Source organism: Candidatus Polarisedimenticolaceae bacterium (assembly GCA_036376135.1).
Taxonomy (GTDB): domain Bacteria; phylum Acidobacteriota; class Polarisedimenticolia; order Polarisedimenticolales; family DASRJG01; genus DASVAW01.
Window position 1 is genome coordinate 1 of record DASVAW010000166.1, and the last position, 22322, is coordinate 22322.

The following is a 22322-nucleotide window of genomic DNA, read 5'->3' on the forward strand; positions in this document are numbered from 1 at the left end:
GGTCGAACTGCGTGCCCTTGGTGTCGAGCGGCAGGTCGGGGACGGCGAGGTAGTTGGTCACGCCCTTGCCGTACGGGAGCCAGTTGGCGTAGAGCGCGCCGATCGCGCAGACGTCGGGGAGGTAGACCTGCTGGATGAACGCCACGACGTCGTCCAGCATCGTCTTGATCTTGAAGAGCTGCGCCATGTTGAGCGTGGCGGGGTTGTCGAGGTTGATGGCGTTGGCGACGCCGCCGACCGCGAGGTTCTGGATGTTCGGCGTCTTGGAGCCCAGCACCGAGACGACCTTGTTCACGCGCCGCTGGTAGTCGAGCGCCTGCAGGTAGTGGCTGACCGCGAGGAGGTTGACCTCCGGCGGGAGCTTCATCGCGGGGTGGCCCCAGTAGCCGTTCGCGAAGATGCCGAGCTGGCCGTTCGCCACGAATCCCGCCAGACGGTCCTTGACCGCCTGCAGGTCCTTCACGCCGTTGTGCGGCCACGGCGAGAGGCTCTCGGCGAGCTTGCTGGCCGCGACCGGGTCGGCCTTCAGCGCCGACACCACGTCGACCCAGTCGAGCGCCGACAGATGGTAGAAGTGGACGATGTGGTCGTGCATCGCGTGCGCGGCCACCATGATGTTGCGGATCATCTGCGCGTTGTACGGGATCTCGAGGTTCAGCGCGTTCTCGACCGCGCGGACCGAGGCGATCGCGTGCACGGTCGTGCAGACGCCGCAGAAGCGCTGCGCGAACAGCCACGCATCGCGGGGGTCGCGGCCGAGAAGGATGGTCTCGATGCCCCGGTACATCGTGCCGGACGCCCAGGCGTCCTTCACGACCCCGCCGTCGACTTCGACGTCGATGCGGAGGTGGCCCTCGATCCGGGTGATCGGGTCGACGACGATTCTCTTGCTCATGAGTCTCCTCGGCCTCTCAACCGCGAGCGGGCGCCTTGGGCGCGCCGGAAAGGATCGGGAACAGCTTGATGATCACGACGTACCCCAGGATCTCGAGGGCCACGAGCCCTACCGTGATGAGCAGCTCCGGGGCGGCGGGGAAATACGCCCAGTTGTCGCCCGGGTTGAACCCGATGATGTACGCGTCGAAGCGGTAGACGCCGCCGGCCAGCATCATCAGCATCGCCGCCTGGAAGAGGAAGCCGCGATCGGTCGCGGCGCGCCTGGACAGGACCATGACGCAGCTGGCGATGAGCAGCAGGTGCTCGACCCAGAACATGAACGCCAGCAGGTTCGGCTGGAAGGCGGAACCGAGGGCGCCGCGCCAGGCGAGGTCCGCCCACCGGATCACGAGGAAGACCACCGAGAAGGGGACGACCGCCTTCGCGAGGTCCGCGAGGATCCCCTGCTCGCTCGGCCGCTTGAGCAGCCACGACGACAGCGTGGACTCCCACACGACGACGGCGTACCCCATGCTGATGCAGCCGAGCAGGAAGAGGAGCGGAAGGAACGGCGAGTTCCACAGCGGGTGGAGCTTGTGGCCGGTCAGGAGCATGACCGTGCCCAGCGACGACTGGTGCATCGTCGGCAGGAGCAGGCCCAGCGCCAGGATGAACGGCAGCGCCCGGTCCAGGACGGGAAGGAGCTTCTCGGAGAGCGAGGCGAGCCCCATCCAGTTGTTCTTCTTCCAGGTCTCGAGGAACGCCGGCGCCAGCTCGATCCAGAGGACGACGATGTACGCCATGACGCACAGGGCCACCTCGAGGAGCGCCGAATTGAGGTTCCAGCTCCAGAACTGGAGCGGGATCTTCCACATCCACCAGGGGCGCCCGACGTCGATCGCGATCGACATGCCGGCCAGGGTGTAGCCCAGGGCGGACGTGAGGACCGCCGGACGGACCAGGGGGTGGTACTTCCCCTTGTTGAGGATGTAGGCGAGCAGCGCCACCGCGTACCCGCCGCAGGCGAGCGCGGTCCCCGTCACCACGTCGAAGGCGATCCAGATCCCCCACGGGTAGCCGTCCGAGAGCCCGCTGACCGGGCCGATCCCGACGGCGAACCGCCAGGCCGTGAACGCCATGCCGAGGACGAAGATCGCGAAGAGGACCTTGAACGGTCGGGTCCAGATCGTTCCGCCCACGGGGGCGGCGGAGTGTGCGTGGCTCATCGGCCCTCCTCGTTCGCCGCCGCCTCGCGGCGGCGGTTCCGCCAGAGCACCGCGGCGAAGATCCCGTAGAGGGCGATCGGCGCGGCGAATCCCTGGTAGATCCCGTGGTGGATCGTCTGCTGCCGGTCGGGGACGCCCTCTTCGCCGAGCTCGGGAAGTCCGATCTTCTCGAAGTTGACGTGGGAGAGGACCATCGTCTGCGTCCCGCCGAGGTCGTTCTCGCCGTACACGCGGTCCTGGTAGTAGCGTCCGGGGTTGGCCGCGATGCGGGCCTTCGCCTCCGCGAGCAGCTGCTCGCGGGAGCCGTAGATGACCGCCTGGCGCGGGCAGACCTCGGTGCAGCCGGGCTGCTTGCCCTCGGCCAGGCGGTGCCGGCACAGCTCGCACTTCACGATCGTGGGATTGGCCTTGTTCCACTCGAACTTCGGGATGTTGAACGGGCAGACCATCTGGCAGTAGCGGCAGCCGATGCACAGGTCGCCCTTCCAGGTGATGATCCCGTGCTCGCGCTTCTGGAAGGCGCCCACCATGCAGGCCCCGACGCAGGCGGGGTCGATGCACTGCATGCATTGGGACTTCATGAAGGAGGTCTGGGGATCCCCCTCCTTCTTGTACAGCTTGATGACCGTCTTGGTCGAGCCGTTCGTGTCGGTCGGGGCGTCGTAAAGGCCCGGATTGAAATGCGCGGTCTCCGGGTCGTTCGTGTCCGGCGCGAGGTCGTTCGCCTGCCCGCAGGCGACGACGCAGGCCTTGCAGCCGATGCAGCGGGTGGTGTCGTAGAGGAGGCCGAGCGCGTCCGCCGGGGCCTCCTTGCGCTGACGGGCCATGGCGGGCGCGGAGGCGCACGCGGTGGCCGCGCCTGCCGTCGCCAGACCCTTGAGAACCGATCTCCGGTTCGGATCCATCGCCATCCTCCCGTTACTTCTTGGCTTCGTCGGAGTCGGAATCGGAGAGCTTCTTCGAGGCCATGAAGCCCGCGCCGGCGATCGCGCCCGCGACGAGACCGGCCACGCCGGTGGCCACCGGGCTGATCCTCCGGTGATCGGCGTCGATCGGCGGGTAGGTGTCCGGCGGCGTCGGCCGCGAGATCTCGACCGTGTCGTGCAGAGCGACGCGGAAGCCGATCTTCTGCTCGGTGCACCCGAAGCAGGGGTGGCCGATGCCGATCGGCCACGAGTCGGTCTCGCCGAACTTCAGCAGGGAGCAGCTCGCATGGGTCTGCGGGCCCTTGCAGCCGAGCTTGTAGAGGCAATACCCGTTCTTGTGCCCTTCGTCGCCGTACTGCTGCGCGAAGCGGCCGGCGTCGAAGTGCGGGCGCCGGGGGCAGTCCTCGTGGATCACGCGCGCGTACGCGTGGAGCGGGCGGCCCAGCTCGTCGAGCGCCGGGAGGGTGCCGAAGGTCGCGAACTGCAGCGCGGTGCCGAGGAAGATGTACGGATTCGCCGGGCAGCCCGGGAGGGTGACGACCGGCTTGTTCGTGACGATCTTGTTGGCGCCGACGGAGCCGGTGGGGTTCGGGTCGGCGGAGGGAATCCCGCCCCACGAAGCGCACGACCCGATCGCGATCACCGCCGCCGCCTTGTCGGCGACTTCCTTGAGCATGTCGACGGCGGTCTTGCCGGCGATCATGCAGTACCGGCCGTCCATCGCGGTCGGGATCGCTCCCTCGACGACGCAGATGAACTTGCCGGCGTTGGCCTCGATCGTGTCGTGCAGGCACTTCTCGGCCTGGTAACCGGCCGCCGCGAGCAACGTCTCGTGATAGTCGATCGACACGAGATCGAGGATCACCTCCGCCAGGTCGGGGTTCGCCGTCCGAAGGAGGGACTCGGTGCAACCCGTGCACTCCTGGAAGTGCAGCCAGACCACGGAGGGTTTCTTGCCCGCTGCCGCCGCCTCGGCGACCTTGGCCGCCGCAGACGAGGACAGCCCCACGGCCGCCGCCGCCAAGGTCGCGACCTTCATGAAGTCGCGCCGGGGGAGCTCCCCGCCTGGCGTCCTGAAGACGTCGTCGAGCGTAAAGGTTCGATTCATCCGCCTGCCTCCCGCCTCGTAAGGGCTTGGTCGATGGGGCCGCCGACCGCATTTGCAAATGGCGATCCAAAATCGGACCCGGGCATCCGCGATTGGATAAGGCCCCGGGGGGGCGGGCACGGGGGAAGTGCGGGGGTCAACCGAAGAAATTGCGGATACGGCAGATCCGGACCCGAGGCGGGCCGCAGAGTTTTCAGCGGGAGCTCAGCAGCCGCTCCGCGTCCCGCGCCCAATCGGCGGCATCGGGGTCGTCCCAGCCGCGCGCGGCCTCCGCGGCGGCGCGGGCCTCCTCCTCGCCGCCGCCGCGATCGCCCGTCTTCATCAGCGCCTCGGCGAGCGCCAGCCGATTCGGGGGGTACTCGGGATCGATGGCGATCGCGCGCCGTGCCGATTCGAGACCCGCTTCGGGATCGCCGGGCCCCAGGGGCCAGCCGGGGGCGCGAAGCAGGACGAGCGCGGCGACGCGGGCGGGGCCGCCCCGCTCGAGGGCGGGTTCACCGGCCTCCGCCTTTGCGAGAAGCGCGAGCATCCTCGGGATGCCGTCCGCGGCGGTCGTGGGCTTTTCCCTCGCCTGCAGACCGATCGCGACCGCGAGCCAATAGGCGCAGTCGGGTCGCGTGCCGCAGGGCTGGGCGGTCTCGACCGCCTCCACGGCCAACCGTTCGCGCTGCGCGGGTTCGGGCGCGTGGTCGGCCGCGCGCGCGAGCTCCTTCGCGCGCGCGATCCGCACTTCGGCCGGGAGGGTCGGCGCCGTCGCGGGAACGGGACGCAGCGCGGGGGCGCATCCCGTCGCGGCGACGACGGCGAGGGCGAGGGTCCGCCGCATCAGCGGGGGAGGATCCGCTCGAGGCGCAGGCCTTCGAGCGCGGCGCGCCCCTCGGGGGTCCCCGGCAATCCGTCGAGGGCCTCGAGGAGAGCGGCGGTGGCCTTCCCGCCGCGCCCGCGGATCCGGCACAGGACCGCGGGCGGATACTCCGGCGATCTCGCGACGACCTCGAGGGATGCCGCGAAGGGGAGCGTCGACATCGACGCCCCCTGCGCGCCGTCGAGGAGGAGCGCGATCTTCTCGCCGCCCGCGGCCCGGCGCAGGGCGGTGAGGATCGAGCCGGCCGGTTCGAGCGCGACGTCGGCCGGGAGGGCTCCCCACGCGGCGAGGGCGTCGCTCACGAACGCCGGGGCGTAGGAGGCGCCCGTGACGAGCCGGAACCCCGAGAGGTCGGACGCTCCGGCGACCTTCCCCTTCCCCGCGACGAGCGACCAGCGCTCCGGGGCGGGAGAGCCCTTCGGGACGAGCGTGCGTTGGGCCTGGAGCCCCAGCGCCTCGCGATGCTTCACGAAGAACGGCCAGGGGACGATGGCGAGGGTGGTCTCTCCGGCCCTCAGCGCCTCGAGCCCCGCCGCCTCGGTCTCGTGGTAGACGGCGGAGATGTCGCCCGCGGCCCTCTTCGAGGCGGAGGCGAGCGCGGCGGCGAAGGCGTCCATCGCCGGCTGCGCCTGCGCGGTCGAGCCGGGATAACCGGGAGCGCAGAACACGATGCGATCGGAGGCCGCGGCCGGGGGCGCGGCGAGGACGACGAGGCAGGCAAGGAGCGTCCGGAGCATGGCGCCGATCCTACCCGTGGGCTAGGCTCCGCCGCCATGATTCTCCCCGCCGGTCGGCGCCTCGAGCGCCTCTTCCGCGGCGTGCTCGCGGCGCGGGTCCCGATCCTCCTCTTCTACGCGCTGCTCGTTCCGTTCGCCGTCGCCTTTGCCTTGAAGGTCCCGCACGACGCCGCCATCGACCGGCTCGTCGTCTCCGGCGACGAGGACCACGCGGCGACGCACGCCTTCCAGGAGGCCTTCCCCGAGGGCGACCGGATCCTCCTGCTCGTCGAGGCGCGCGATCCGTTCTCCGCCGAGGTCGTGCGGCGGGTCGTCGAGCTCGAGAACCGGCTGCGCCCGATCCCGGGTGTCTCGGCCGTTTCCGCGCCCTCGATCTTCGAACGGCTCCGGCCGGGGCGGGACGTGGAGGAGTTCCGGCGGTTCGCGGCCGGGACCGAGCTCCTTCGCCGGCAGGGGCTCGTCGGCCCGGACTTCCTCGCCGTCGCCGTCGAGCTCCGGGTCGAGGGGGCGGCCGCGCGCGACGCGACGCTCGAGGCGATCGACGCCGCGGCGGCGGGGATCCCGTTCCGACGGATCGGCGCCCCGTACGTCGAGTCGTACCTCGAGCGCGAGACCGCGCGCGCGACCGCACGGTACATGCCGCTCTTCGGCGCGTTCGTGGTCCTGCTCGTGCTCGGCCTCTACCGGTCCTGGCGGGCGCTGGCGGCGGTGCTCCTCACCCTCGCGGCGGCGGTCGCCCTGGGCGTGGGGATCGCGTGGCCGCTGGGCTTCGCGTTCAGCATCGTCTCGTCGCTCGTCCCGCTGACCGTCCTGATCACGGCGACCGCGACCCTCGTCTACCTCCACTCCCGCTACGTCGAACAGCCGGACGGCACGGCGCTCGAGGACCACCACGCGCGCGCGCTGGCCAACAAGTTCCTCCCGTGCACGGCCTCGGTCCTCGCCGCGGTCGCGGGGTTCGCGGCGCTCGCCGTGTCGGAGATCCGTCCGGTCTACGAGATGGGCGTCTGGACCGCGGCCGGGCTCGCCGTCGCGTGGGTCGTCTGCTTCACGCTGTTTCCGGCGCTGCAGCGCGTGTTGCGGACCCCGACGCACCAGGAGCGCCTGACCGCGGGGCGCTTCTGGCCGGCGCTCGTCGAATGGATCATCCCCTTCTCCTTCCGCTTCCGCTGGCCGCTCGTGATCGGCTCGACGGCCGTGATGGTCGCGGGGGGCGTCGCGCTCTCCGGGATGCGCCTGGAGACCGACGCCCTCGACTATCTCGACCGGGACCTGCCCTTGCGCGTCGACACCCTCCGGTTCGAGCGCGCCGCGGGGGGACTGACGGTGGTCGAGGCGTGGGTGCGGACCCCCGACGGCAGCGTCCTGGATCCGGAGGTCCTCCGCGGCCTCTCGCGCTTCGCCTCCGGGCTCGAGGCGGAGCCGTCGGTCGCCGCGGTGGCGGGGCCCACGACGCTGCTCCGCTGGATGCGCTACGCCGGGGGCGGGGGAGACCGCCTTCCGGACGATCCGGCCGCGTGGCCGAGGCTCGCCTCGGACCTCGAGCAGCTCCTGCTGACCGAGCCGGCGGCCCGGGGGTTCGTCGACGTCGGTTCGCTCGGCCAGGCGCGCGTCACCGTCCGCGCGCGTGCCGAGGGGTGGGAGGGGCTCGAGGCGTTGCGGGAGGCGATCGAGAGGTGCTGGGCGCAGGCCGCGCGCGACGTGCCCGCGCTCGCCTCCGCAAGCGTGCGGGTCGTGGGGGACGGCGTCCTGCAGGCGAAGATCTCGCGGTTCCTCGTCCCGACCCTCGTCGAGAGCTTCGTGCTGACCGCGGCGATCATCTTCGTCGCGTTCCTCGCGGTGTTCCGGAGCGGGCCGGCCCGCCTGCTGGCGATGATCCCCTCGATCTTCGCGATCCTGGCGATGTTCCTCGTGATGCGCGGGGCGTCGATCCCGCTCAACGTCGCGACGATCCTCATCGCCTCGACCGTCCTCGGCGCGAGCGAGAACGACCAGATCCACTTCTTCTATCACTTCCAGGAGCGCCGGAAAAACGGCACTTGCGCGCAGGCGCTGCGTCACGCCCTGCTCGTGGCGGGAAGGCCCGTCGCGTTCGCCACGCTCATCAACGCCGGCGGGTTCCTCGCGCTCGCCCTCTCCGATCTCCCGCCGATGCGCCAGTTCGGGGTGATGTCCGCGTCGGCGTTCGCGCTGGGGATGCTCGCCGACTTCACCGCCCTTCCCGCGGCGCTGTGGATCGTGTTCCGCGAGCGACCCGACGCCGGCTTGCAAATGAAAGATTCTTAGCCTAGTCTTTCAGCGTCATGGCGCGGTCCCAGGTTGCCCCCGTCGCCTCCGAAGGCGCGGTCCTCGCGAAGGCGTTCCTGCGCGCCAGCGACCGTCTCGGGCTCAGTCAGCGCCAGGCGGCCGCCGTCCTCGGGGTGAGCGAGGCGACGTTGTCCCGCGTGGCGTCCGGTCGGCCGATCGACCCGTCGTCGAAGGAGGGCGAGATCGCGATCCTCTTCGTCCGCGCCTTCCGCAGCCTCGACGCCCTCGTCGGCGGTCGCGAAGCGGACGCCCGCGCGTGGATGCACGCGGAGAACCGGCACCTCGGCGGGGTCCCCGCCGCGCTCGCCTGCACCATCACGGGGCTCGTCGATGTCGTCGGATATCTGGACGCGGTGCGCGGGAAGCTCTGAGATCCGGGGGATCTCGGGGCGGGCGCGGCGCGCCGTCGAGGCGCAGCACGTCGTGTCGACCGCGAAGCTCACCGACACCCTCGGCGAGCAGGCCGTGCTGGAGCGGCTGATCGAGTCGGCGAAGCCCGCGCTTCCGCGCGATCGCGCCTTCGGCGGTCGCCACTTCCTCCTGACCACGTCGTTCCGCTACCCGCCGCTGCGGCACGGGTCGCGGTTCGCGACACGGGCGGAGCGCTCCCTCTGGTACGGCGCGCACGAGCTGCGCACGGTGTTCGCGGAGGTCGCGTATTACCGGCTGGTCTTCCTCGAGGGAACGCACGCTCCCCTCGAGTCGCTCGAGACCGAGCTTTCGGTCTTCTCGGTCCCGTACCGCACGCGCAAGGGGGTCGACCTCACCCGCGCCCCGTTCGACGCCCACCGGGCCGCGATCGCGTCGAAGGGGGACTATCGGGCAAGCCAGGCGCTCGGGGCGGCGATGCGCGCGGCCGGGGTGGAGGCGTTTCGTTTCCCCTCCGCGAGAGATCCCGAGGGGGGCACGGGATTCGCCGCCTTCTCTCCCTCCGCCTTCGCCGCCGGACCGTCCGAAACGCGGACCTGGTGGTGCCGCGCGAGCCGGGAGGGCGTCCTGTTCCTGAGGAAGGACGCCTTCTCCCGCGAGTCGCTCACTTTTTCGCGGTCGTCGTTCCTCCAGTCGGGACGGTTGCCGCAGCCGGCGCCTTGACGCGGATCGCGGCGACCTCTCCCTGTCGCGCGTAGTCGATCGCTTCGCCGAGGATGCGCGCGGTCTCCTGGGAGGCGTGGAACCCCATCGAGTTCTCCGCCGCGACGAAATCGAGCCGCCACTGCGCCTTCCGGTGAAGCGCCATCGCGTCCTCGAGGGACGCGTCCGAGGCGCCCCCCTTGCGCGCGGCATCCACGCTGCGGATGCAGGCGAGCGTCGCCTCCTCCGCGCGGATCATCAGGTCCTTCGTGCGGTCCTGGAGCCGCTCGACGCGCCCCTTGATCTCCTCCTCCCCGTAGGGGTGGCAGGGTTGGCAGGCCCGGGCGACGTTGAGGATCGGGCTCCGCACGTGGTGGTCGGAGACCTTGATCGCCCCCTCGCGCAGGTACGGCATGTGGCAATCGGCGCAGGCGACGCCGCTTCGCGCATGGATGCCCTGGCTCCAGGTCTCGAACTCCGGGTGCTGCGCCTTGAGCACCGGCGCCCCGTCGACCTTGTGCGTCCAGTCCTTCCAGCCGACCTCGTCGTAATACGCCTCGATCTGCTCGACCTTGAGCCCCTTATGCCACGGGTAGGTGAGCTGCTTGTCGGGAGGCTTGAAGTAGTACTCGACGTGGCATTGCCCGCAGACGAACGAGCGCATCTCCTGCCGCGAAGCCTCGACGTTGGGGTCGTAGTCCTTCGCGCGGTCGCCCGCGCGCCAGCGCCCGATCGAGGGGAGGTGGGGCGCGGCGTCGTCGGACTTCGCGTACACGGCGATGCCGTTGAGGAACCCCGGCCGCGTCACGCGAAGCTGCATCGACTTCGGGTCGTGGCAGTCGCCGCAGGAGACCGGGTGCTCGACGAGCTTCGTCGCCTCCTCGTACGGCATCGGGTTCACGACCTCGAACCCCTTCTGGATCGCCGCCTTGCGGTCGGCCGCGTCCGCCCCGGCCTCGACGCCCTTCCTGTAGTACGCGGGGATCACCGAGGCGTGGCAATGCAGGCACGCCCCCGGCTGCTTGAAGTTCTTGACCCGCTCGGTCTCGCGCTGGTCCTGGAGCATGTAGGCGTGCCCGCGTTCTTCCCGGTAGTCGACGCCGAAGGCATATCCGTCGAACAACACGCGCCAGCGCGGATCGTCGTCGAGCTTCTGGAACGCCTCGCTTCCGCCGTGTTTGGTGCGCTCCTTGTCGACGGTCCGCTTGTAGGAGTCGTATTGCCGGGGGAAGTTCTTCCCCCACTCGGCGGGGTCGACGGTCTCCTCGGTGACGTCCGTGACGCGCAGCACGACCTGGGAGGCCTCGGCCTTGCGCTTCGCGATGTTCTCGTAGAGGAGCATCAGTCCGGCCGCGAGGCCGGCGAAGACGACGACGATCGCGAGATAGATCCACGCGCGCTTGGGCATGGCGGGCTCCTTCGGGTCAGCGCGTCGGGCCGTGCCCGACGCCGCGGTGGCAGCGGATGCAGTTGACGTCGTCGCCGTCGATCCGGCCGTGCGGCGCGATCGAGGCGAGGAACTCCCCGTGGCAGCGCAGGCAGTTCTCCTGCAGCACGGCGAGGTTCTTGTCCCGGATGCGGATCGGCTCGTGGAAGTTCTGCAGGGTGAAGGCCTGCGAGTGGTGCCACCCGTTCTCGGCCTTCACGAGCATCTTGCGGACGAGGGTGTGCGGCGTGTGGCAGTCGTTGCAGACGGCGACCGCATGGTGCGGTCCCTTCTGCCAGCCGTCGTGCACGTCGCGCATGATGTGGCAGTTGGCGCAGGCGTCGGGATCGTTGGAGAGGTAGCTGTACCCCTTCGCGTAGACGAAGACGTACGACCCGATCCCGACCGCGAGTCCGAAGAGGACGCAGATCGCGACCCCCGCCGCGATGACCGGTCTCCCGTCCCGAGCCTCCCCGTTCATGCGATCCGATTCTAGACCCGTACGTCCGTTGATCCGTGACCGGAGTCACGCGATTTGAGGGTTACAGGCTGATCTGCGGACCCGCGCCCTCCGCTTCCGTCGCCTTGCGGGCGTCCCACCACAAGAACAAGCCCACCGCGACGAAGATCGCCAGGCCGAGCAGGTTGCCGGGTCCCCCGTCGTTCCCGAACGAATACAAGGTCTCCCCGTCGGTGCCGAACTTGATGAAGCCGTCCAGCACGCCCGCGAGCGCGCCGCCGGCGATGAAGCCGGAGGCGATCAGGGTCCCCCGGTTGATGCGCGCCCGGTCGAGGACCGGGCTGCCCGACGGCCGGGCGACGAGCCAGCTCACGATGCCTCCCGCGAGGATCGGCGTGTTCAGGTCGATCGGGAGGTACATGCCGAGGGCGAAGGCGAGCGAGGAGACCCCCACCATTTCGACGGCGACGCTGATCACCGCCCCGATCGCGTAGAGGAACCACGGCGCCTCGCCGTCGAGCATCACCGAGCCGAGCACGGCGGCCATGGCGTTCGCCTGGGGGGCGGGCAGCGGCTCCGCGTGGGCGGGAGACTTGACGAACCCGTAGGACTGGTTGAGCACGAACATCACGCCGGTGACCGTGACGGCCGCGACGATCGAACCCGCGATGAGCGTCCATTGAATCCGCTTCGGGGTCGCGCCGGTCCAGTAACCCACCTTGAGCATCGTGACCATCGAGCCGGTCATCGAGAGCGCGGAGCAGACGACGCCGCCGATGAGGAGGACGGCGAGCTGACCGTCGGGGCCCTTCAGCCCCATCGCGGACAACGCCACCGCGGAGAGGATGAGCGTCGTCAGCGTCATCCCCGAGATGGGCGTCGTGCCGACGACGGCGATCGCCCACGCGGAGACCGCGGCGAACAGGAAGGAGATCCCGACCGAAAGGCCGAGCGCCGCGAGCGCCGTGACCGTCGGCTCCGGGGCGGCGGAGAGGACCACGAACCGGAAGTAGACGAAGAGGAGCAGGGCGATGACGGCGACCCCCGCGAAGATCCAGGGCATCGGGAGGTCCCGCTCGGTGCGCGGGGCCTCGTGCCCCGCCGACCGGGCCTTGCCCAGTTCGCCGAACACGCGACGCACGGCCTGGACGATGACGGGAGACATCTTGCCGACCGAGATCACGCCCGCCGCGAAGATCGCCCCGATGCCGATGTAGCGGACGTAGTCGTAGAACAGGTCCTCGGCGCCCAGGCCCGCCAGCGGAGGTCGACCCGGGAAGGCCTCCGGGGAGACGTGCGGGCCGAGGTGGCCGAACAGCGGGATGAAGACGTAGTAGGAGACGAACGACCCCGCGGCGATGATCGACGCGTACTTGAGGCCGACGATGTAGCCGAGCCCCATGACGGCGGCGGACGTGTTCAGGACGAAGATCGCCTTCGCTTTCTCCGTGAACCAGTCGAGCGAGGGCAGAAGCGTCGTCGTGAAGGTGTCGCGCCACGCCTTGAGGTGGAGCGCCAGGAAGTCCAGGAACATTCCGAGCCCCATGCTGTAGAGCAGCACGAAGGCCTGTTTTCCGCCGCGGGCGCCGGTGACGAGGATCTCCGTCGTCGCCGTGGCCTCGGGAAACGGGAGCTTCCCGTGCATCTCGGCGACGAAATAGCGCCGGAAGGGGATCAGGAACAACACGCCGAGGATCGCCCCGAGCAGGGGCACCACGAAGATCTGCGCGAAGCTGGATTTCGCCTCGAGCCCGAGGACGAAGATCGCGGGCATCGTGAAGGTCGATCCGCCCACGACGATCCCGGCCGTGGAGCCGAGGACGACGATGTTGACGTTCTCGAGGAGCCCCGACTTCCGCCGGGCGACGGCGGAGAGCCCGATCGCGAGGATGGCGATCGGGATCGCCGACTCGATCCCCTGGCCGAGCTTCAGGGAGATGTAGGCCGCGGCGGCCGAGAAGAGCGCGGTCATCAGGAGTCCGAAGACGATCGAGCGCGCCGTGACCTCCGGCGCCGCCTCGCTCGCCGGGACGATCGGGGTGTAGCTCTCGCCCGGCTTCAGCTCTCGAAAGGCGTTCTCGGGAAGGTGCATGCGCGGCTCCTGTCGAGCCGCGCATGCTACTCCAACGCCGGGACCCGCATCAGCGCAGCTGGCCGAACCTCGCGGCGGCGGCGACGGCCTCCGCCTTGGAGTGCGCGCGGAGCTTGGCGTATGCCGCGCGGACGTGGAATCGAACGGTATCGATGCGGACCCCTAGGGTGTCCGCCGCACTCTTGTACGAGTGCCCGGCTGCGAAAAGCGAGATGACCTCGGCCTCCCGAGGAGACAGGCGAGGCGGCTTCGGCTCGGCAGCAACGGGCAGAGCGACCGGGGGCTCCATGGTCCTCTCCCTTCCGTCCGGCTGGGTTATGGGGCGCCGGAACACGAACGGGAGCCTAACATGGAGCCGCCGCGTCGCGGCAACCATGCGTTTTCCCTAGGAAAATCAGGCCAGATCGAAGAGGAGAACCTCCGAGGGCCGTGTCGCCCGCACAGAAATGCGGGGCTCGTCGGAGGCGGAGGCGCCGTCACCCTCGGCGAGCGGAACCCCGTTCACCTCGACCGCGCCCCGGGCGACGTGGATCCAGGCATGGCGCCGGGCCGCGAGCGCGTGTTCGACCTCCTGGCCCGCATCGAGCGAGGCGACGTGCAGGTCGACGTCCTGATGGATGGGGAGCGCCCCGTCGGCGAGGGGGGGGCGGCCCGCGATGCGCAGCAGGCGCCCCTTCCGCGCCGCCTCGTCGAAGTGCTTCTGCTCGTACGCGGCGGGAAGCCCCGGCCGCTCGGGGACGATCCAGATCTGGAGGAAGTGGACCGGCTCGGACTCCGACGCGTTGAACTCGCTGTGCAGGATCCCGGTCCCCGCGCTCATCTTCTGCAGATCGCCGGGGCGCAGCACGGAACCGGACCCCAGGCTGTCGCGGTGTGCGAGGCCGCCCTCGAGCACCCAGGTGAGGATCTCCATGTCGCGATGGCCGTGACGCGGGAATCCCGAGCCCGCCGACACGCGGTCGTCGTTGATGACGCGCAGCGACCGGAAGCCCATGTGGGCGGGATCGTGGTACTCGCCGAACGAGAAGGTGTGGCGGCTGTCGAGCCAACCGAAGTCGGTGACGCCGCGCTGGTCGGACCTGCGGACGGTGATCATGGCGGCTCCTTTCCAGGGACCGGGCGAGCCGCGGGCGCGGCGTCCCGTGGAGGGACGTCGCGCCGTCGCGGAATGAGCGGGGTTACTTCGAGGCCTTGGCGGGGCTGTCGGACTTCACGAGCTCGAGCTCGATGGAGACCTTCACGTCCTCTCCGACGAGGACGCCGCCCGTCTCGAGGGCCTTGTTCCAGGTGAGGCCGAAATCGGTGCGCTTGATGGTCGTCGATGCCGACGCGCCGATGACCGACTTGCCCCACGGGTTCTTGAACTCGGCCGTAGGACCTTCGACGTCGAGCACGACCTCCTTGGTCACGCCGTGAAGGGTCAGGTCGCCGGTGACCTTCAGCTTGCCGGGACCGGCGGCTTCGACCTTCCTCGACTTGAAGGTGAGGGTCGGGTACTTCGCGACGTCGAAGAAGTCGGCGCTGCGCAGGTGTTCGTCGCGCTTGTCGACGCCGGTGTCGATCGTGGAGGCGTCGATCGTCGCCTCCACCGACGCGGTCTTCGGGTCGCCGTCCCAGACGACCTTTCCGCTCACGCCGGCGAAGTCGCCCTTCACGTTGGAGACCATCATGTGGCGAACGGTGAAGTGCGCCCCGGAGTGCGCGGTATCGATCGTGTACTCCGCGGCCAGCGCGGGGGAGACCGCGATCGCGGTCGCGGCCAGGATCGTCGTCAGCTTCATGCCTTGTCCCTCTCTGCTCGGGTTTGGGTGTCGTTCCGCATGGGACCACGAGGGCGACCTCGGTGCCACCGACCTTAGGAGCAGCAGGGTTTCAAGCGGGGGCTCGTGCGACGGCCGGGGACCGCGGAACCGGGAAAAAAGGGGCCTGACCCCTTTTCCCCCTAATCCCAGGCGAGGACGATCTTCCCGAAGGTCTCGTTCCGCTCGAGCGCGGCGTGGGCGGCGCGGATCTCGGAGATCGGGACCACGCGGTCGACGATCGGGCTCAGGCGGCCGGTCGCCAACATGGGGAGGATCGATCGCGCGAACGCCTGCGTGAGCGTCATCTTCTCCTCGGCGGGGCGCGAGCGAAGCACGGTCCCGACGACCGTCAGGCGCTTGCGCAGCAGGACGCCGAGGTCGAACGCGACCTTCGAGCCCGACAACGTGCCCACGACCACGAGCCGGCCACGCACCGCGAGGGCTTCGACGAGCCACGGCCACGAGGAGGCCCCGACGAAGTCGACGGCGAGATCGGGGCCGTCTCCCGACGCGGCGAACCGGAGTCGCTCGCCGATCGACGCGTCCCCCGGATCGAACACGCCGTCCACGCCGAGCGATTCGAGGCGCCGCCGCTTGTCGGGGGTGCGCGCCGTCGCGAGCACGCGCGCGCCGGAGGCCTTCGCGATCGCGGCGACCGCCGTTCCGACCCCCGACGCGGCGGCGGTCACGACGACCGTCTCCCCCGCGACGAGCCCCCCCCTCGCGATCAACGCGTCGAACGCCGTGAGGAACGCCTCCGGCACCGCGGCCGCCTGCTCGAAGCGCAGACTCGGAGGGACGCGCAGGCACATCCGCTCGTGCACGACGACTTTCTCGGCGCAGCCCCCCCCGCCCAGGATCCCCATCACCCGGTCTCCCGGGGCGTATCCCTGCACGAGCGCGCCGACCGCCTCGATCTCGCCGGCGAACTCGAGCCCCGGAATCTCCTGGGTCTCACCCGGCGGGGCGGGATACTGGCCTCGACGTTGAAGCAGGTCGGCGCGGTTGAGGGCCGTCGCCCGGACGCGAACCGACACCTCCCGCGGACCGAAGGAAGGCTCCGGCACCTCCCGGATCTCGAGGACCTCGGGGCCGCCGGACCGGGGGATCACGACCGCTCGCATGCCCGCTCCCTTCACACCGGCTTCGGACGGCGGACCGCCTCGAGGAGGATCCGGGCCGGGGAGGTTCGCCGCCCCGTCGTCCGGTCGGTGACGTCGAACCCGGCGGCGACGAGGGCGTTCCGGATATCGGAGGCGCGCCGGACGTGCAGTCCCGTGCTGGCGCGCCCGGGGAGCCACGCCCCGAGCAGATCCCGCACGACGGCGACCTTCGCCCGCCAGCCCGCGCCGCCGTCGATGTCGCGCACGAACACCCGGGCCCCGGGAGGGAGCGCGCGTCCGAGACGGCGCAACAGCGCATCCTGCGAAGGAACGGGCAGGTATCGCAGCGTGTTGAACACCACGACGAGGTCGGCGGCAGGCGGATCGAAATCGCGGAGATCGACGGCCTGGAACTCGTGCCCGTCGATCGCTCCGTAGACTTCCCGGGCGACGCGGATGTGCCGCTCGGATCGATCGACGCCGACGTAGCCGCGGTTTGCCGGAACCGGCAGCCCCGCATCCAACGCGAGCGCGGCGACGAGGCCTCTTCCGCATCCCAGGTCGATCACGCGTCGCGCGGACGCGAACGAGGGCTCGGCGAGAAGGAAGCCGTACGCCGGGTTCACGATCAGGGCGCGGCGGGCCGCCTCGGCATCGCGGATCGACACCTCGAGGTACCGCACCGTCACGCGATCCACGAGCTCGTACCAGGATTGAGCCTCGCGGCCGAATCGCGCGAACACCCAGGTGGCCGCCCCCGCCACCGCCCCGAGGACGACGCTCACGACGACCCCTCCGACGAGGAAGTCGGCGGAGAGGTTGAGCAACCCCTCGATCCATCCGTTCTTCCGGATCCCGTCCAGGATCTCGCGCGACTGCGCCCAAGAGAGCTCGAGCCAGACCTGACGGAGGATCCGGTGGCCCACCGCGAGCTGGACGATCGCCGCGATCGGGGCGACGACCGACGCCACGTTGGCGGCGGCGTAGACGAGGACCCGGTTGAGGCGGAAGAGGGTCGCGAGCAGGACGCAGATCCCCAGGTGCAGCCCCCAGAAAGGGCTCAGTCCGACGAAGACGCCGATCCCGACGCCGAGCGCGATCTTCCCCGGCGTCGTGTGCTCGGTCCGGAGGGTGAGATAGAGGCCGCGCAGCCTCCCGAACCGGCGTCGGGGACCGGTGGGGGCACCCTCGTCCGGGGGGGCGGGGCGGGGTTCGGCGATCGGCTGCATCGACGGAGCCAAGGATACTCCCGGTGTCTCGTGCTGTTCGGCGGAGGGGGGGTGTGGCAGAATGCACGCTTCGAGGTGGGTCGTGAGCGAAATGGATCATCCCGAGGAGTCCCCCGAGGGGACGCAGGCCGAGAACCTTCCCGGCGAGGCCGAGGTCCCCGGACTCGCCCCCGAGGCCGTCCCCGCGGAGGCGGAGGCCATCGTGGCCGGCGAGACGACCGCCGAGGGCGGCGCGCCTGCCGAAGGGGAGGCCCACGCCGAAGGGGAGGCCCACGCGGAAGGTGACGCATCCCGCCCCCGGAAGCCGCGCCCCCGCGATCCGGCGGTCCTTCGCGCCTGGCGCGCCGGACTTCCCGTCGAAGGGAAGATCGAGAAGGTCATCAAGGGTGGTTACGAGGTCCGCGTGGGACGCCTGCGCGGCTTCTGCCCTCACTCCCAGATGGACGTCCATCGCGTCGAGGATCCGGAAGAGCACGTCGGCAAGGTCTACGCCTTCCGGATCCTGCAGCTTCGGCGGGGTGGCGAGGACGTCGTGATCTCCAGGCGCGCTCTTCTCGAGGAGGAGCGAGGCGACGAGCAGAAGGCCGTTCGCGCGACCCTCGTGGAGGGCTCGCTGACCGCCGGGCACGTGGCCCGCACGACCGACTTCGGCGTCTTCGTCGACCTCGGAGCCGGCGTCACCGGGCTCGTGCACCTCACGGAGATCTCGCACGCCCGCATCGGCAGGCCGTCCGACGTCGCGAAGCCGGGCGACTTCGTGCAGGTGAAGATCCTCAAGGTCGACGAGGCCAGCGGCAAGATCTCGCTCTCGATGAAGCAGGCGCAGGACGATCCCTGGGCGGGCGTCGCCGACGTCTATCACCCCGGGGACACGGTGCGCGCCACGGTTCGCCGTCACGTCGACTTCGGCGCCTTCGTCGAGGTCCGACCCGGTCTCGAGGCGCTCGTTCCCGCGCGCGAGCTTCCGCCCTCGTCGAGATCGTGGCGCGACGAGCTCGCCGTCGGAACGGAGCGGGATTTCCAGGTCCTCGCCGTCGATCCGTCCCGTCGCCGGCTGACGCTCGTCCCGGCGGACGCCGCGGGTGCGGCGGTCCCCGAGGAGAAGATCGTCGCCGGCGAGCACGTCACCGGACGCGTCCAGAAGGTCGAGTCGTTCGGCGTGTTCATCTGGCTGGCGCCGGGAAAGGTCGGGCTCATGCCCAAGGTCTGGACGGGCGTGCCCTACGGCCACCCGTTCGAGTCGAAGTTCCCGGTCGGCTCCGAGATCGTCTGCGAAGTCGTCGAGGTCGTCGACGGAGGCAAGCGGATCCGTCTCGCCGCCGAGGGGATCGCGCGACGCGAGGCCGAGGAGCGCCGGGACCGGTCGCCGCGAGGCAGGGACCGCGACCGGGACCGCGACCGGGGGCCGCACGGCGGCGAGGGCCACGAGCCCCAGGAGCCGCAGGGGACGTTCGGGACGAACCTCGGCGACGCCCTCAAGGCCGCCTTGCAGCGCAACGCCGAGTAGCTCGGCCGCCGCAAAAACTTCGCCGCTGCCCTTCGACGCGCGTAACCGTTCGCGTCGATTCCCAAGAAACCTGCTCCTTCACCCCTCCGGCTCGGGTATGGTTCTTGAAGCCCGATTCGGAGGAGAGAGCGAGGCTGCCGTGCGCGCCCGCGAAGCCGCCCGGCGCCTCGAAGGAGGAGTTGTATGGCTCAGCCGAGCGCGCAGCAGGGGGGCGGAGCGACGCCGAACCAGGCCGCCGACCACACCCTCGAGCACATGGTCGAAGAGCTCGAGGAGATGGAAGGTTCGAAAGCCAAGGGAACTTGGGTTCGGTGGGCGGTGCTGGCGTTCTCGATCGTGCTGGTGACCGCGGTGGTCGTCTGGACGTTCAGGTCGCCGGAGGGAGGGCGCATCGGCGTACCCGTCCTGGGCGAAGGGGTCCAGATGTCGATCAGCGCTCCCGCGTACGGGAAGCTGGCGGAGCCGCCGAAGGTCTTCGCCTGGCAGTCCGTCACGGGGCGCGACCACTACGTCCTGGCGATCGGGACCTTCCCCGGGCAGGCCGACATCCTGCAGAAGAAGGTCAACCAGGATCGCGTCGAGCTCACCGACGAGGAGCTCTCGAAATTCTCGGCGAGCAAGCCCTACTGGTGGAGCGTGAAGGCGGTGGGGAAGGACGGGAAGGTTCTCGGCCACGCCGAGAGCAAGTTCACGATGTAGCGCCCCCGCCCCCGAGCTCCGCGAGCACGCGCTCGACGACGCCGTCGAGCGCGCGCTCCACCTCCGTCGACAGCGGGCTGCCCCCTTCGAAGCGGCGCCCCTCGACCCCGTAGACCACGAGCGAGTCCGGAAGTCGGCCGAGCGCCCGCGCGAGCTCCACGGCCGCGCCGACGTCGAAGGCGTGGCTCGACACCGCGCGGAGCACGGTGGGAAGGGCTTCCGCCTTCGCGTCGAAGCGGCGCACGGTGCCCGGCTCGGCGTCGGAGACCATCGCGTCGACGAGGACGACGCGCTGGCGCCCCGTCCACGCGTCCACGAGGCCCAGGATGTCGTCCTCGACGACGCGGACCTCCACCCCCGCCGGCGCGCGCAGGGCGAGGCGGTCGGCGACCGTCGGCCCCGCCGCGTCGTCGCCCCGCTCGCGGCGGCCGACGCCGCAGACGAGGGCGATCGAACGGGACCTCATTCGCGATTCACGCGGACGCGCAGGAAGTGGGTCGCGCACGAGATGCACGGATCGTGATTCCGGATCGCCTGCTCGCAGGTCCACCCGAGGCGCTCGTCGTCCAGCTCCGGATGGGCTCCGACCCAGCGCACCAGGTCCTCCTCCATCGACTTCTGGTTCTGGGCGGTCGGGGGCACGATCCGCGCCTCGAGAATGCTCCCGCCGGCGTCGATCCGGTAGCGGTGATAGAGGAGTCCCCGCGGGGCCTCGCTCGCGCCGCATCCCGAGCCCTCGCGCGGCTCGACGTCGACGTAGGCGCGTTCGATCGGTTCGAAGCGCTCGACGATCGCGAGCGCCTCCTCGGCGGCGTGGATCGTCTCGACGGCGCGGACGTGGATGCTGCGGAAGGGGTTCATGCACGGACCGTTCAGGCCGAGCTCGCGGGCGGCCTCCTTCGCCCGGGGGGAGAGCAGCTCCCGACTGAGGGCGAATCGCGCGAGGGGCCCGGTGAGGAACGCCTGCCCGTCGAAGGTCGACTGCAGCGCGTTCGAGTGCTGCGCGTGGACCTCGACGACGTGCCGCTCGAAGGCGTCCACATCGGCGTCGAACCCGTTGTTCGTCGCCAGGCGCCCGTCCACGATCGCGTACTCGTCGTCGTGCCGCAGGGCGAGGAAGAGGTAGTCGCGCTCGAACTCGGGGATGTCGAGCGTGCCGGTCCAGCGAGCGGCCGCCACGGCGTCGTCGATCGCGCGCAGCAGGGGCTCGCGCATCGCCCGCATCGCCTCGAGGCGGGGCGCTCTCCAGAAGCCGCCCACGCGCATGCCGACGGGGTGGATCTCGCGCCCTCCGAGCAGGGTCATGAGATCGTTCCCGACCTTCTTGAGGCGCAACCCGCGGACGACCGGCTCGGGGTGGTCGGCCGCCATGTGGATGCCGCTCTCGTATCCGAGGAAGTCCGGCCCGTGCAGCAGGTGGACGTGCAGCGCGTGGCTCTCGATCCACTCGCCGAAGTAGAGCAGGCGGCGCAGGTCGCGGACCGCTCCGCCCACCGTCACCCCGCAGGCGCGTTCCATCGCCTGGCAGGCGCTCGTCTGGTAGGCGACCGGGCAGATCCCGCAGATGCGCGCCGTCAGGTCCGGCGCCTCGCGGAAGTCCCGACCGCGCAGGAATCCTTCGAACAGGCGCGGCGGTTCGAAGACCGCGAGATGGGCCTCGACCCGGCCGTCCCGCTTGACGGCGATGTCGAGTCCCGCCTCGCCCTCGATCCGGGCGAGGACCTCGACGCGCAGCTTCCTAGGTACGGTTCCGGCCATGGCTCTCGCTCTCCACGCGGAACGCCTCGGCGGCGCCGTAGATCCCGCGGAACAGGCGCGCGCGCCCGGCCGCGTCCACGCCCTTGACCTCGAGCAGGCGGCCCATCCCGCCGAAGTTCGCTTCGGCGAGCGGCCCGAAACAGCCGTAACACCCCCGTCCGTGCGAAGGGCACAACGCCCCGCACCCGCAGCGCGTCACCGGGCCCAGGCACGGCTGCCCCTCCGCCACGGTCACGCACACGGTGCCGTTGCGCTTGCAGTCGAGGCAGACGGAGTGGTGCGGCAGGCGAGGCACGTTCCCGCGCAGGATCGCCCCGAGCACCCGGATCAGCTGCTCCTTGGAGATCGGGCATCCGTGAAGCTCGAAGTCGACCTTCACGTGGTCGGAGATCGGGGTCGAGGCGCGCAGGGTCGGGATGGCGTCGGGACGGCCGTACACGGCGGTCATCCAGCCGCCGACCTCCGCGAAGTTGCGCAGGGCCTGGATCCCCCCGGACGTCGCGCAGGCGCCGATGGCGACGAGGACCTTCGACGCGCGGCGGATCGTGTGGATCCGCTCCGCGTCGTGGGAGGTCGTGATCGACCCCTCGACGAGGGAGACGTCGTAGGGGCCGCGGACGATCGCACGCGAGGCCTCGGGGAAGTTGGCGATCTCGACCTTCGCGGCGATCTCGAGGAGGGCGTCCTCGCAGTCGAGCAGCGTCAGCTGGCAACCGTCGCAGGAGGCGAACTTCCAGACGGCGAGCTTGGGCCTCACGTCCCCCGGGGTCTCGCCGTCGCCGGCGCGCTTGGGCTTGGGCTTCGGCTTTCGCGGCGCCATCTCACAGCTCCCGCACGCTCACGAGGCCCGCGACCTCCCGCAGCGGGAACACCGGTCCGTCCTTGCAGACGAACACGTGGCCCAGCTGGCAGTGCCCGCACAGCCCGCAGCCGCACTTCATGTTGCGTTCGAGCGAGACGTGGATCCGGTCGGTCGGGATCCCCCGCCTCGCGAGCTCGCGGCAGGAGAAACGCATCATCAGCTCCGGGCCGCACACGAACGCGACGGACTCGGCGGCGGAGAACTGCGGCAGGTCGACGAGGTTCGTGACGAACCCGACGCGTCCGTGCCACCCGCCCTCGGCGCGGTC

General features: G+C 70.4%; 23 protein-coding genes. 5 read left to right on the forward strand and 18 right to left on the reverse strand.

The genetic code is table 11. The features are described from left to right. From VF139_18120 to VF139_18145, 6 genes are all read right to left on the reverse strand, one after another. Nucleotides 1-895, reverse strand: an 895-nt coding sequence (locus tag VF139_18120) for a nickel-dependent hydrogenase large subunit (protein ID HEX6853319.1), incomplete at its 3' end; no start/stop codon positions are given. A 16-nt stretch (nt 896-911) separates the two neighbouring features. Continuing rightward, a complete protein-coding gene (gene hybB / locus VF139_18125) occupies nt 912-2102 on the reverse strand; it encodes a Ni/Fe-hydrogenase cytochrome b subunit (protein HEX6853320.1) in 1191 nt (396 codons plus the stop codon). After that, nucleotides 2099-3007 (reverse strand): hydrogenase 2 operon protein HybA, encoded by a 909-nt coding sequence (gene hybA / locus VF139_18130; GenBank protein ID HEX6853321.1) that lies wholly within the window; start codon nt 3005-3007, stop codon nt 2099-2101. The genes hybB and hybA overlap by 4 nt, the downstream gene beginning before the upstream one ends. A gap of 13 nt (nt 3008-3020) precedes the next feature. Next, nucleotides 3021-4136, reverse strand: a complete 1116-nt coding sequence (locus VF139_18135; protein ID HEX6853322.1) for a hydrogenase small subunit — start codon at nt 4134-4136, stop codon at nt 3021-3023. Between the two features lie 193 nt (nt 4137-4329). Next, nucleotides 4330-4962 carry a hypothetical protein gene (locus VF139_18140; GenBank protein ID HEX6853323.1) on the reverse strand — a complete coding sequence of 211 codons (633 nt, stop codon included), beginning with the start codon at nt 4960-4962 and terminating at the stop codon, nt 4330-4332. Next, complete coding sequence (locus tag VF139_18145; protein HEX6853324.1) at nt 4962-5738, reverse strand: hypothetical protein; 777 nt, start codon at nt 5736-5738, stop codon at nt 4962-4964. The genes VF139_18140 and VF139_18145 overlap by 1 nt, the downstream gene beginning before the upstream one ends. 36 nt (nt 5739-5774) lie before the next feature. On the opposite strand from VF139_18145, the gene VF139_18150 reads away from it, so the two are divergent. From VF139_18150 to VF139_18160, 3 genes are read left to right on the forward strand one after another with little or no spacing between them, the layout of a single operon-like run. Then, a complete protein-coding gene (locus VF139_18150; protein ID HEX6853325.1) occupies nt 5775-8024 on the forward strand; it encodes an MMPL family transporter in 2250 nt (749 codons plus the stop codon). A 17-nt stretch (nt 8025-8041) separates the two neighbouring features. Continuing rightward, nucleotides 8042-8416, forward strand: coding sequence for an antitoxin Xre-like helix-turn-helix domain-containing protein (locus VF139_18155; GenBank protein ID HEX6853326.1), 375 nt, complete (start codon nt 8042-8044; stop codon nt 8414-8416). Next, nucleotides 8376-9137, forward strand: a complete 762-nt coding sequence (locus VF139_18160) for an RES family NAD+ phosphorylase (GenBank protein HEX6853327.1) — start codon at nt 8376-8378, stop codon at nt 9135-9137. Before VF139_18155 ends, VF139_18160 begins: the two co-directional genes overlap by 41 nt. Here VF139_18160 and VF139_18165 read toward each other — a convergent pair. From VF139_18165 to VF139_18200, 8 genes are all read right to left on the reverse strand, one after another. After that, entirely contained in the window at nt 9079-10524 is a 1446-nt protein-coding gene (locus VF139_18165) for an ammonia-forming cytochrome c nitrite reductase subunit c552 (GenBank protein HEX6853328.1), read from the reverse strand. The two genes, VF139_18160 and VF139_18165, sit on opposite strands and share 59 nt — an antisense overlap. A gap of 16 nt (nt 10525-10540) precedes the next feature. Continuing rightward, complete coding sequence (nrfH, locus tag VF139_18170; GenBank protein ID HEX6853329.1) at nt 10541-11023, reverse strand: cytochrome c nitrite reductase small subunit; 483 nt, start codon at nt 11021-11023, stop codon at nt 10541-10543. 61 nt (nt 11024-11084) lie between these two features. Continuing rightward, nucleotides 11085-13094 (reverse strand): oligopeptide transporter, OPT family, encoded by a 2010-nt coding sequence (locus tag VF139_18175; protein ID HEX6853330.1) that lies wholly within the window; start codon nt 13092-13094, stop codon nt 11085-11087. A 49-nt stretch (nt 13095-13143) separates the two neighbouring features. Then, nucleotides 13144-13383, reverse strand: a complete 240-nt coding sequence (locus tag VF139_18180) for a helix-turn-helix transcriptional regulator (protein ID HEX6853331.1) — start codon at nt 13381-13383, stop codon at nt 13144-13146. A gap of 105 nt (nt 13384-13488) precedes the next feature. Continuing rightward, nucleotides 13489-14190, reverse strand: a complete 702-nt coding sequence (locus VF139_18185; GenBank protein ID HEX6853332.1) for a pirin family protein — start codon at nt 14188-14190, stop codon at nt 13489-13491. A gap of 82 nt (nt 14191-14272) precedes the next feature. Then, nucleotides 14273-14875, reverse strand: a complete 603-nt coding sequence (locus VF139_18190) for a YceI family protein (GenBank protein HEX6853333.1) — start codon at nt 14873-14875, stop codon at nt 14273-14275. Nucleotides 14876-15036: 161 nt separating this feature from the next. Further along, nucleotides 15037-16020: an NAD(P)H-quinone oxidoreductase gene (locus VF139_18195; protein HEX6853334.1), complete on the reverse strand. Its 984-nt coding sequence runs from the start codon at nt 16018-16020 to the stop codon at nt 15037-15039. A gap of 11 nt (nt 16021-16031) precedes the next feature. Next, nucleotides 16032-17228: a DUF2062 domain-containing protein gene (locus tag VF139_18200; GenBank protein HEX6853335.1), complete on the reverse strand. Its 1197-nt coding sequence runs from the start codon at nt 17226-17228 to the stop codon at nt 16032-16034. A gap of 91 nt (nt 17229-17319) precedes the next feature. On the opposite strand from VF139_18200, the gene VF139_18205 reads away from it, so the two are divergent. Further along, nucleotides 17320-18735, forward strand: a complete 1416-nt coding sequence (locus VF139_18205; GenBank protein ID HEX6853336.1) for a S1 RNA-binding domain-containing protein — start codon at nt 17320-17322, stop codon at nt 18733-18735. Between the two features lie 183 nt (nt 18736-18918). After that, complete coding sequence (locus tag VF139_18210; protein ID HEX6853337.1) at nt 18919-19434, forward strand: hypothetical protein; 516 nt, start codon at nt 18919-18921, stop codon at nt 19432-19434. Here the strand turns inward: VF139_18210 and VF139_18215 are convergent. The 4 genes from VF139_18215 to VF139_18230 all read right to left on the reverse strand — a co-directional run. Next, complete coding sequence (locus VF139_18215; GenBank protein ID HEX6853338.1) at nt 19424-19900, reverse strand: hydrogenase maturation protease; 477 nt, start codon at nt 19898-19900, stop codon at nt 19424-19426. The two genes, VF139_18210 and VF139_18215, sit on opposite strands and share 11 nt — an antisense overlap. Next, nucleotides 19897-21192: a nickel-dependent hydrogenase large subunit gene (locus VF139_18220; GenBank protein ID HEX6853339.1), complete on the reverse strand. Its 1296-nt coding sequence runs from the start codon at nt 21190-21192 to the stop codon at nt 19897-19899. The genes VF139_18215 and VF139_18220 overlap by 4 nt, the downstream gene beginning before the upstream one ends. Then, nucleotides 21173-22012 (reverse strand): hypothetical protein, encoded by an 840-nt coding sequence (locus VF139_18225; GenBank protein ID HEX6853340.1) that lies wholly within the window; start codon nt 22010-22012, stop codon nt 21173-21175. Before VF139_18225 ends, VF139_18220 begins: the two co-directional genes overlap by 20 nt. Before the next feature lies 1 nt (nt 22013). Beyond that, nucleotides 22014-22322: hypothetical protein (locus tag VF139_18230; GenBank protein HEX6853341.1), on the reverse strand; the 309-nt coding region annotated here is incomplete at its 5' end.

Bases quoted from the DNA above. Each gene is read 5' to 3' on its own strand.
- hybB (HEX6853320.1), bottom strand. From the start codon at position 2,102: ATGAGCCACGCACACTCCGCCGCCCCCGTGGGCGGAACGATCTGGACC.
- hybA (HEX6853321.1), bottom strand. From the start codon at position 3,007: ATGGATCCGAACCGGAGATCGGTTCTCAAGGGTCTGGCGACGGCAGGC.
- VF139_18135 (HEX6853322.1), bottom strand. From the start codon at position 4,136: ATGAATCGAACCTTTACGCTCGACGACGTCTTCAGGACGCCAGGCGGG.
- VF139_18140 (HEX6853323.1), bottom strand. From the start codon at position 4,962: ATGCGGCGGACCCTCGCCCTCGCCGTCGTCGCCGCGACGGGATGCGCC.
- VF139_18145 (HEX6853324.1), bottom strand. From the start codon at position 5,738: ATGCTCCGGACGCTCCTTGCCTGCCTCGTCGTCCTCGCCGCGCCCCCG.
- VF139_18150 (HEX6853325.1), top strand. From the start codon at position 5,775: ATGATTCTCCCCGCCGGTCGGCGCCTCGAGCGCCTCTTCCGCGGCGTG.
- VF139_18155 (HEX6853326.1), top strand. From the start codon at position 8,042: ATGGCGCGGTCCCAGGTTGCCCCCGTCGCCTCCGAAGGCGCGGTCCTC.
- VF139_18160 (HEX6853327.1), top strand. From the start codon at position 8,376: ATGTCGTCGGATATCTGGACGCGGTGCGCGGGAAGCTCTGAGATCCGG.
- VF139_18165 (HEX6853328.1), bottom strand. From the start codon at position 10,524: ATGCCCAAGCGCGCGTGGATCTATCTCGCGATCGTCGTCGTCTTCGCC.
- nrfH (HEX6853329.1), bottom strand. From the start codon at position 11,023: ATGAACGGGGAGGCTCGGGACGGGAGACCGGTCATCGCGGCGGGGGTC.
- VF139_18175 (HEX6853330.1), bottom strand. From the start codon at position 13,094: ATGCACCTTCCCGAGAACGCCTTTCGAGAGCTGAAGCCGGGCGAGAGC.
- VF139_18180 (HEX6853331.1), bottom strand. From the start codon at position 13,383: ATGGAGCCCCCGGTCGCTCTGCCCGTTGCTGCCGAGCCGAAGCCGCCT.
- VF139_18185 (HEX6853332.1), bottom strand. From the start codon at position 14,190: ATGATCACCGTCCGCAGGTCCGACCAGCGCGGCGTCACCGACTTCGGT.
- VF139_18190 (HEX6853333.1), bottom strand. From the start codon at position 14,875: ATGAAGCTGACGACGATCCTGGCCGCGACCGCGATCGCGGTCTCCCCC.
- VF139_18195 (HEX6853334.1), bottom strand. From the start codon at position 16,020: ATGCGAGCGGTCGTGATCCCCCGGTCCGGCGGCCCCGAGGTCCTCGAG.
- VF139_18200 (HEX6853335.1), bottom strand. From the start codon at position 17,228: ATGCAGCCGATCGCCGAACCCCGCCCCGCCCCCCCGGACGAGGGTGCC.
- VF139_18205 (HEX6853336.1), top strand. From the start codon at position 17,320: ATGGATCATCCCGAGGAGTCCCCCGAGGGGACGCAGGCCGAGAACCTT.
- VF139_18210 (HEX6853337.1), top strand. From the start codon at position 18,919: ATGGCTCAGCCGAGCGCGCAGCAGGGGGGCGGAGCGACGCCGAACCAG.
- VF139_18215 (HEX6853338.1), bottom strand. From the start codon at position 19,900: ATGAGGTCCCGTTCGATCGCCCTCGTCTGCGGCGTCGGCCGCCGCGAG.
- VF139_18220 (HEX6853339.1), bottom strand. From the start codon at position 21,192: ATGGCCGGAACCGTACCTAGGAAGCTGCGCGTCGAGGTCCTCGCCCGG.
- VF139_18225 (HEX6853340.1), bottom strand. From the start codon at position 22,012: ATGGCGCCGCGAAAGCCGAAGCCCAAGCCCAAGCGCGCCGGCGACGGC.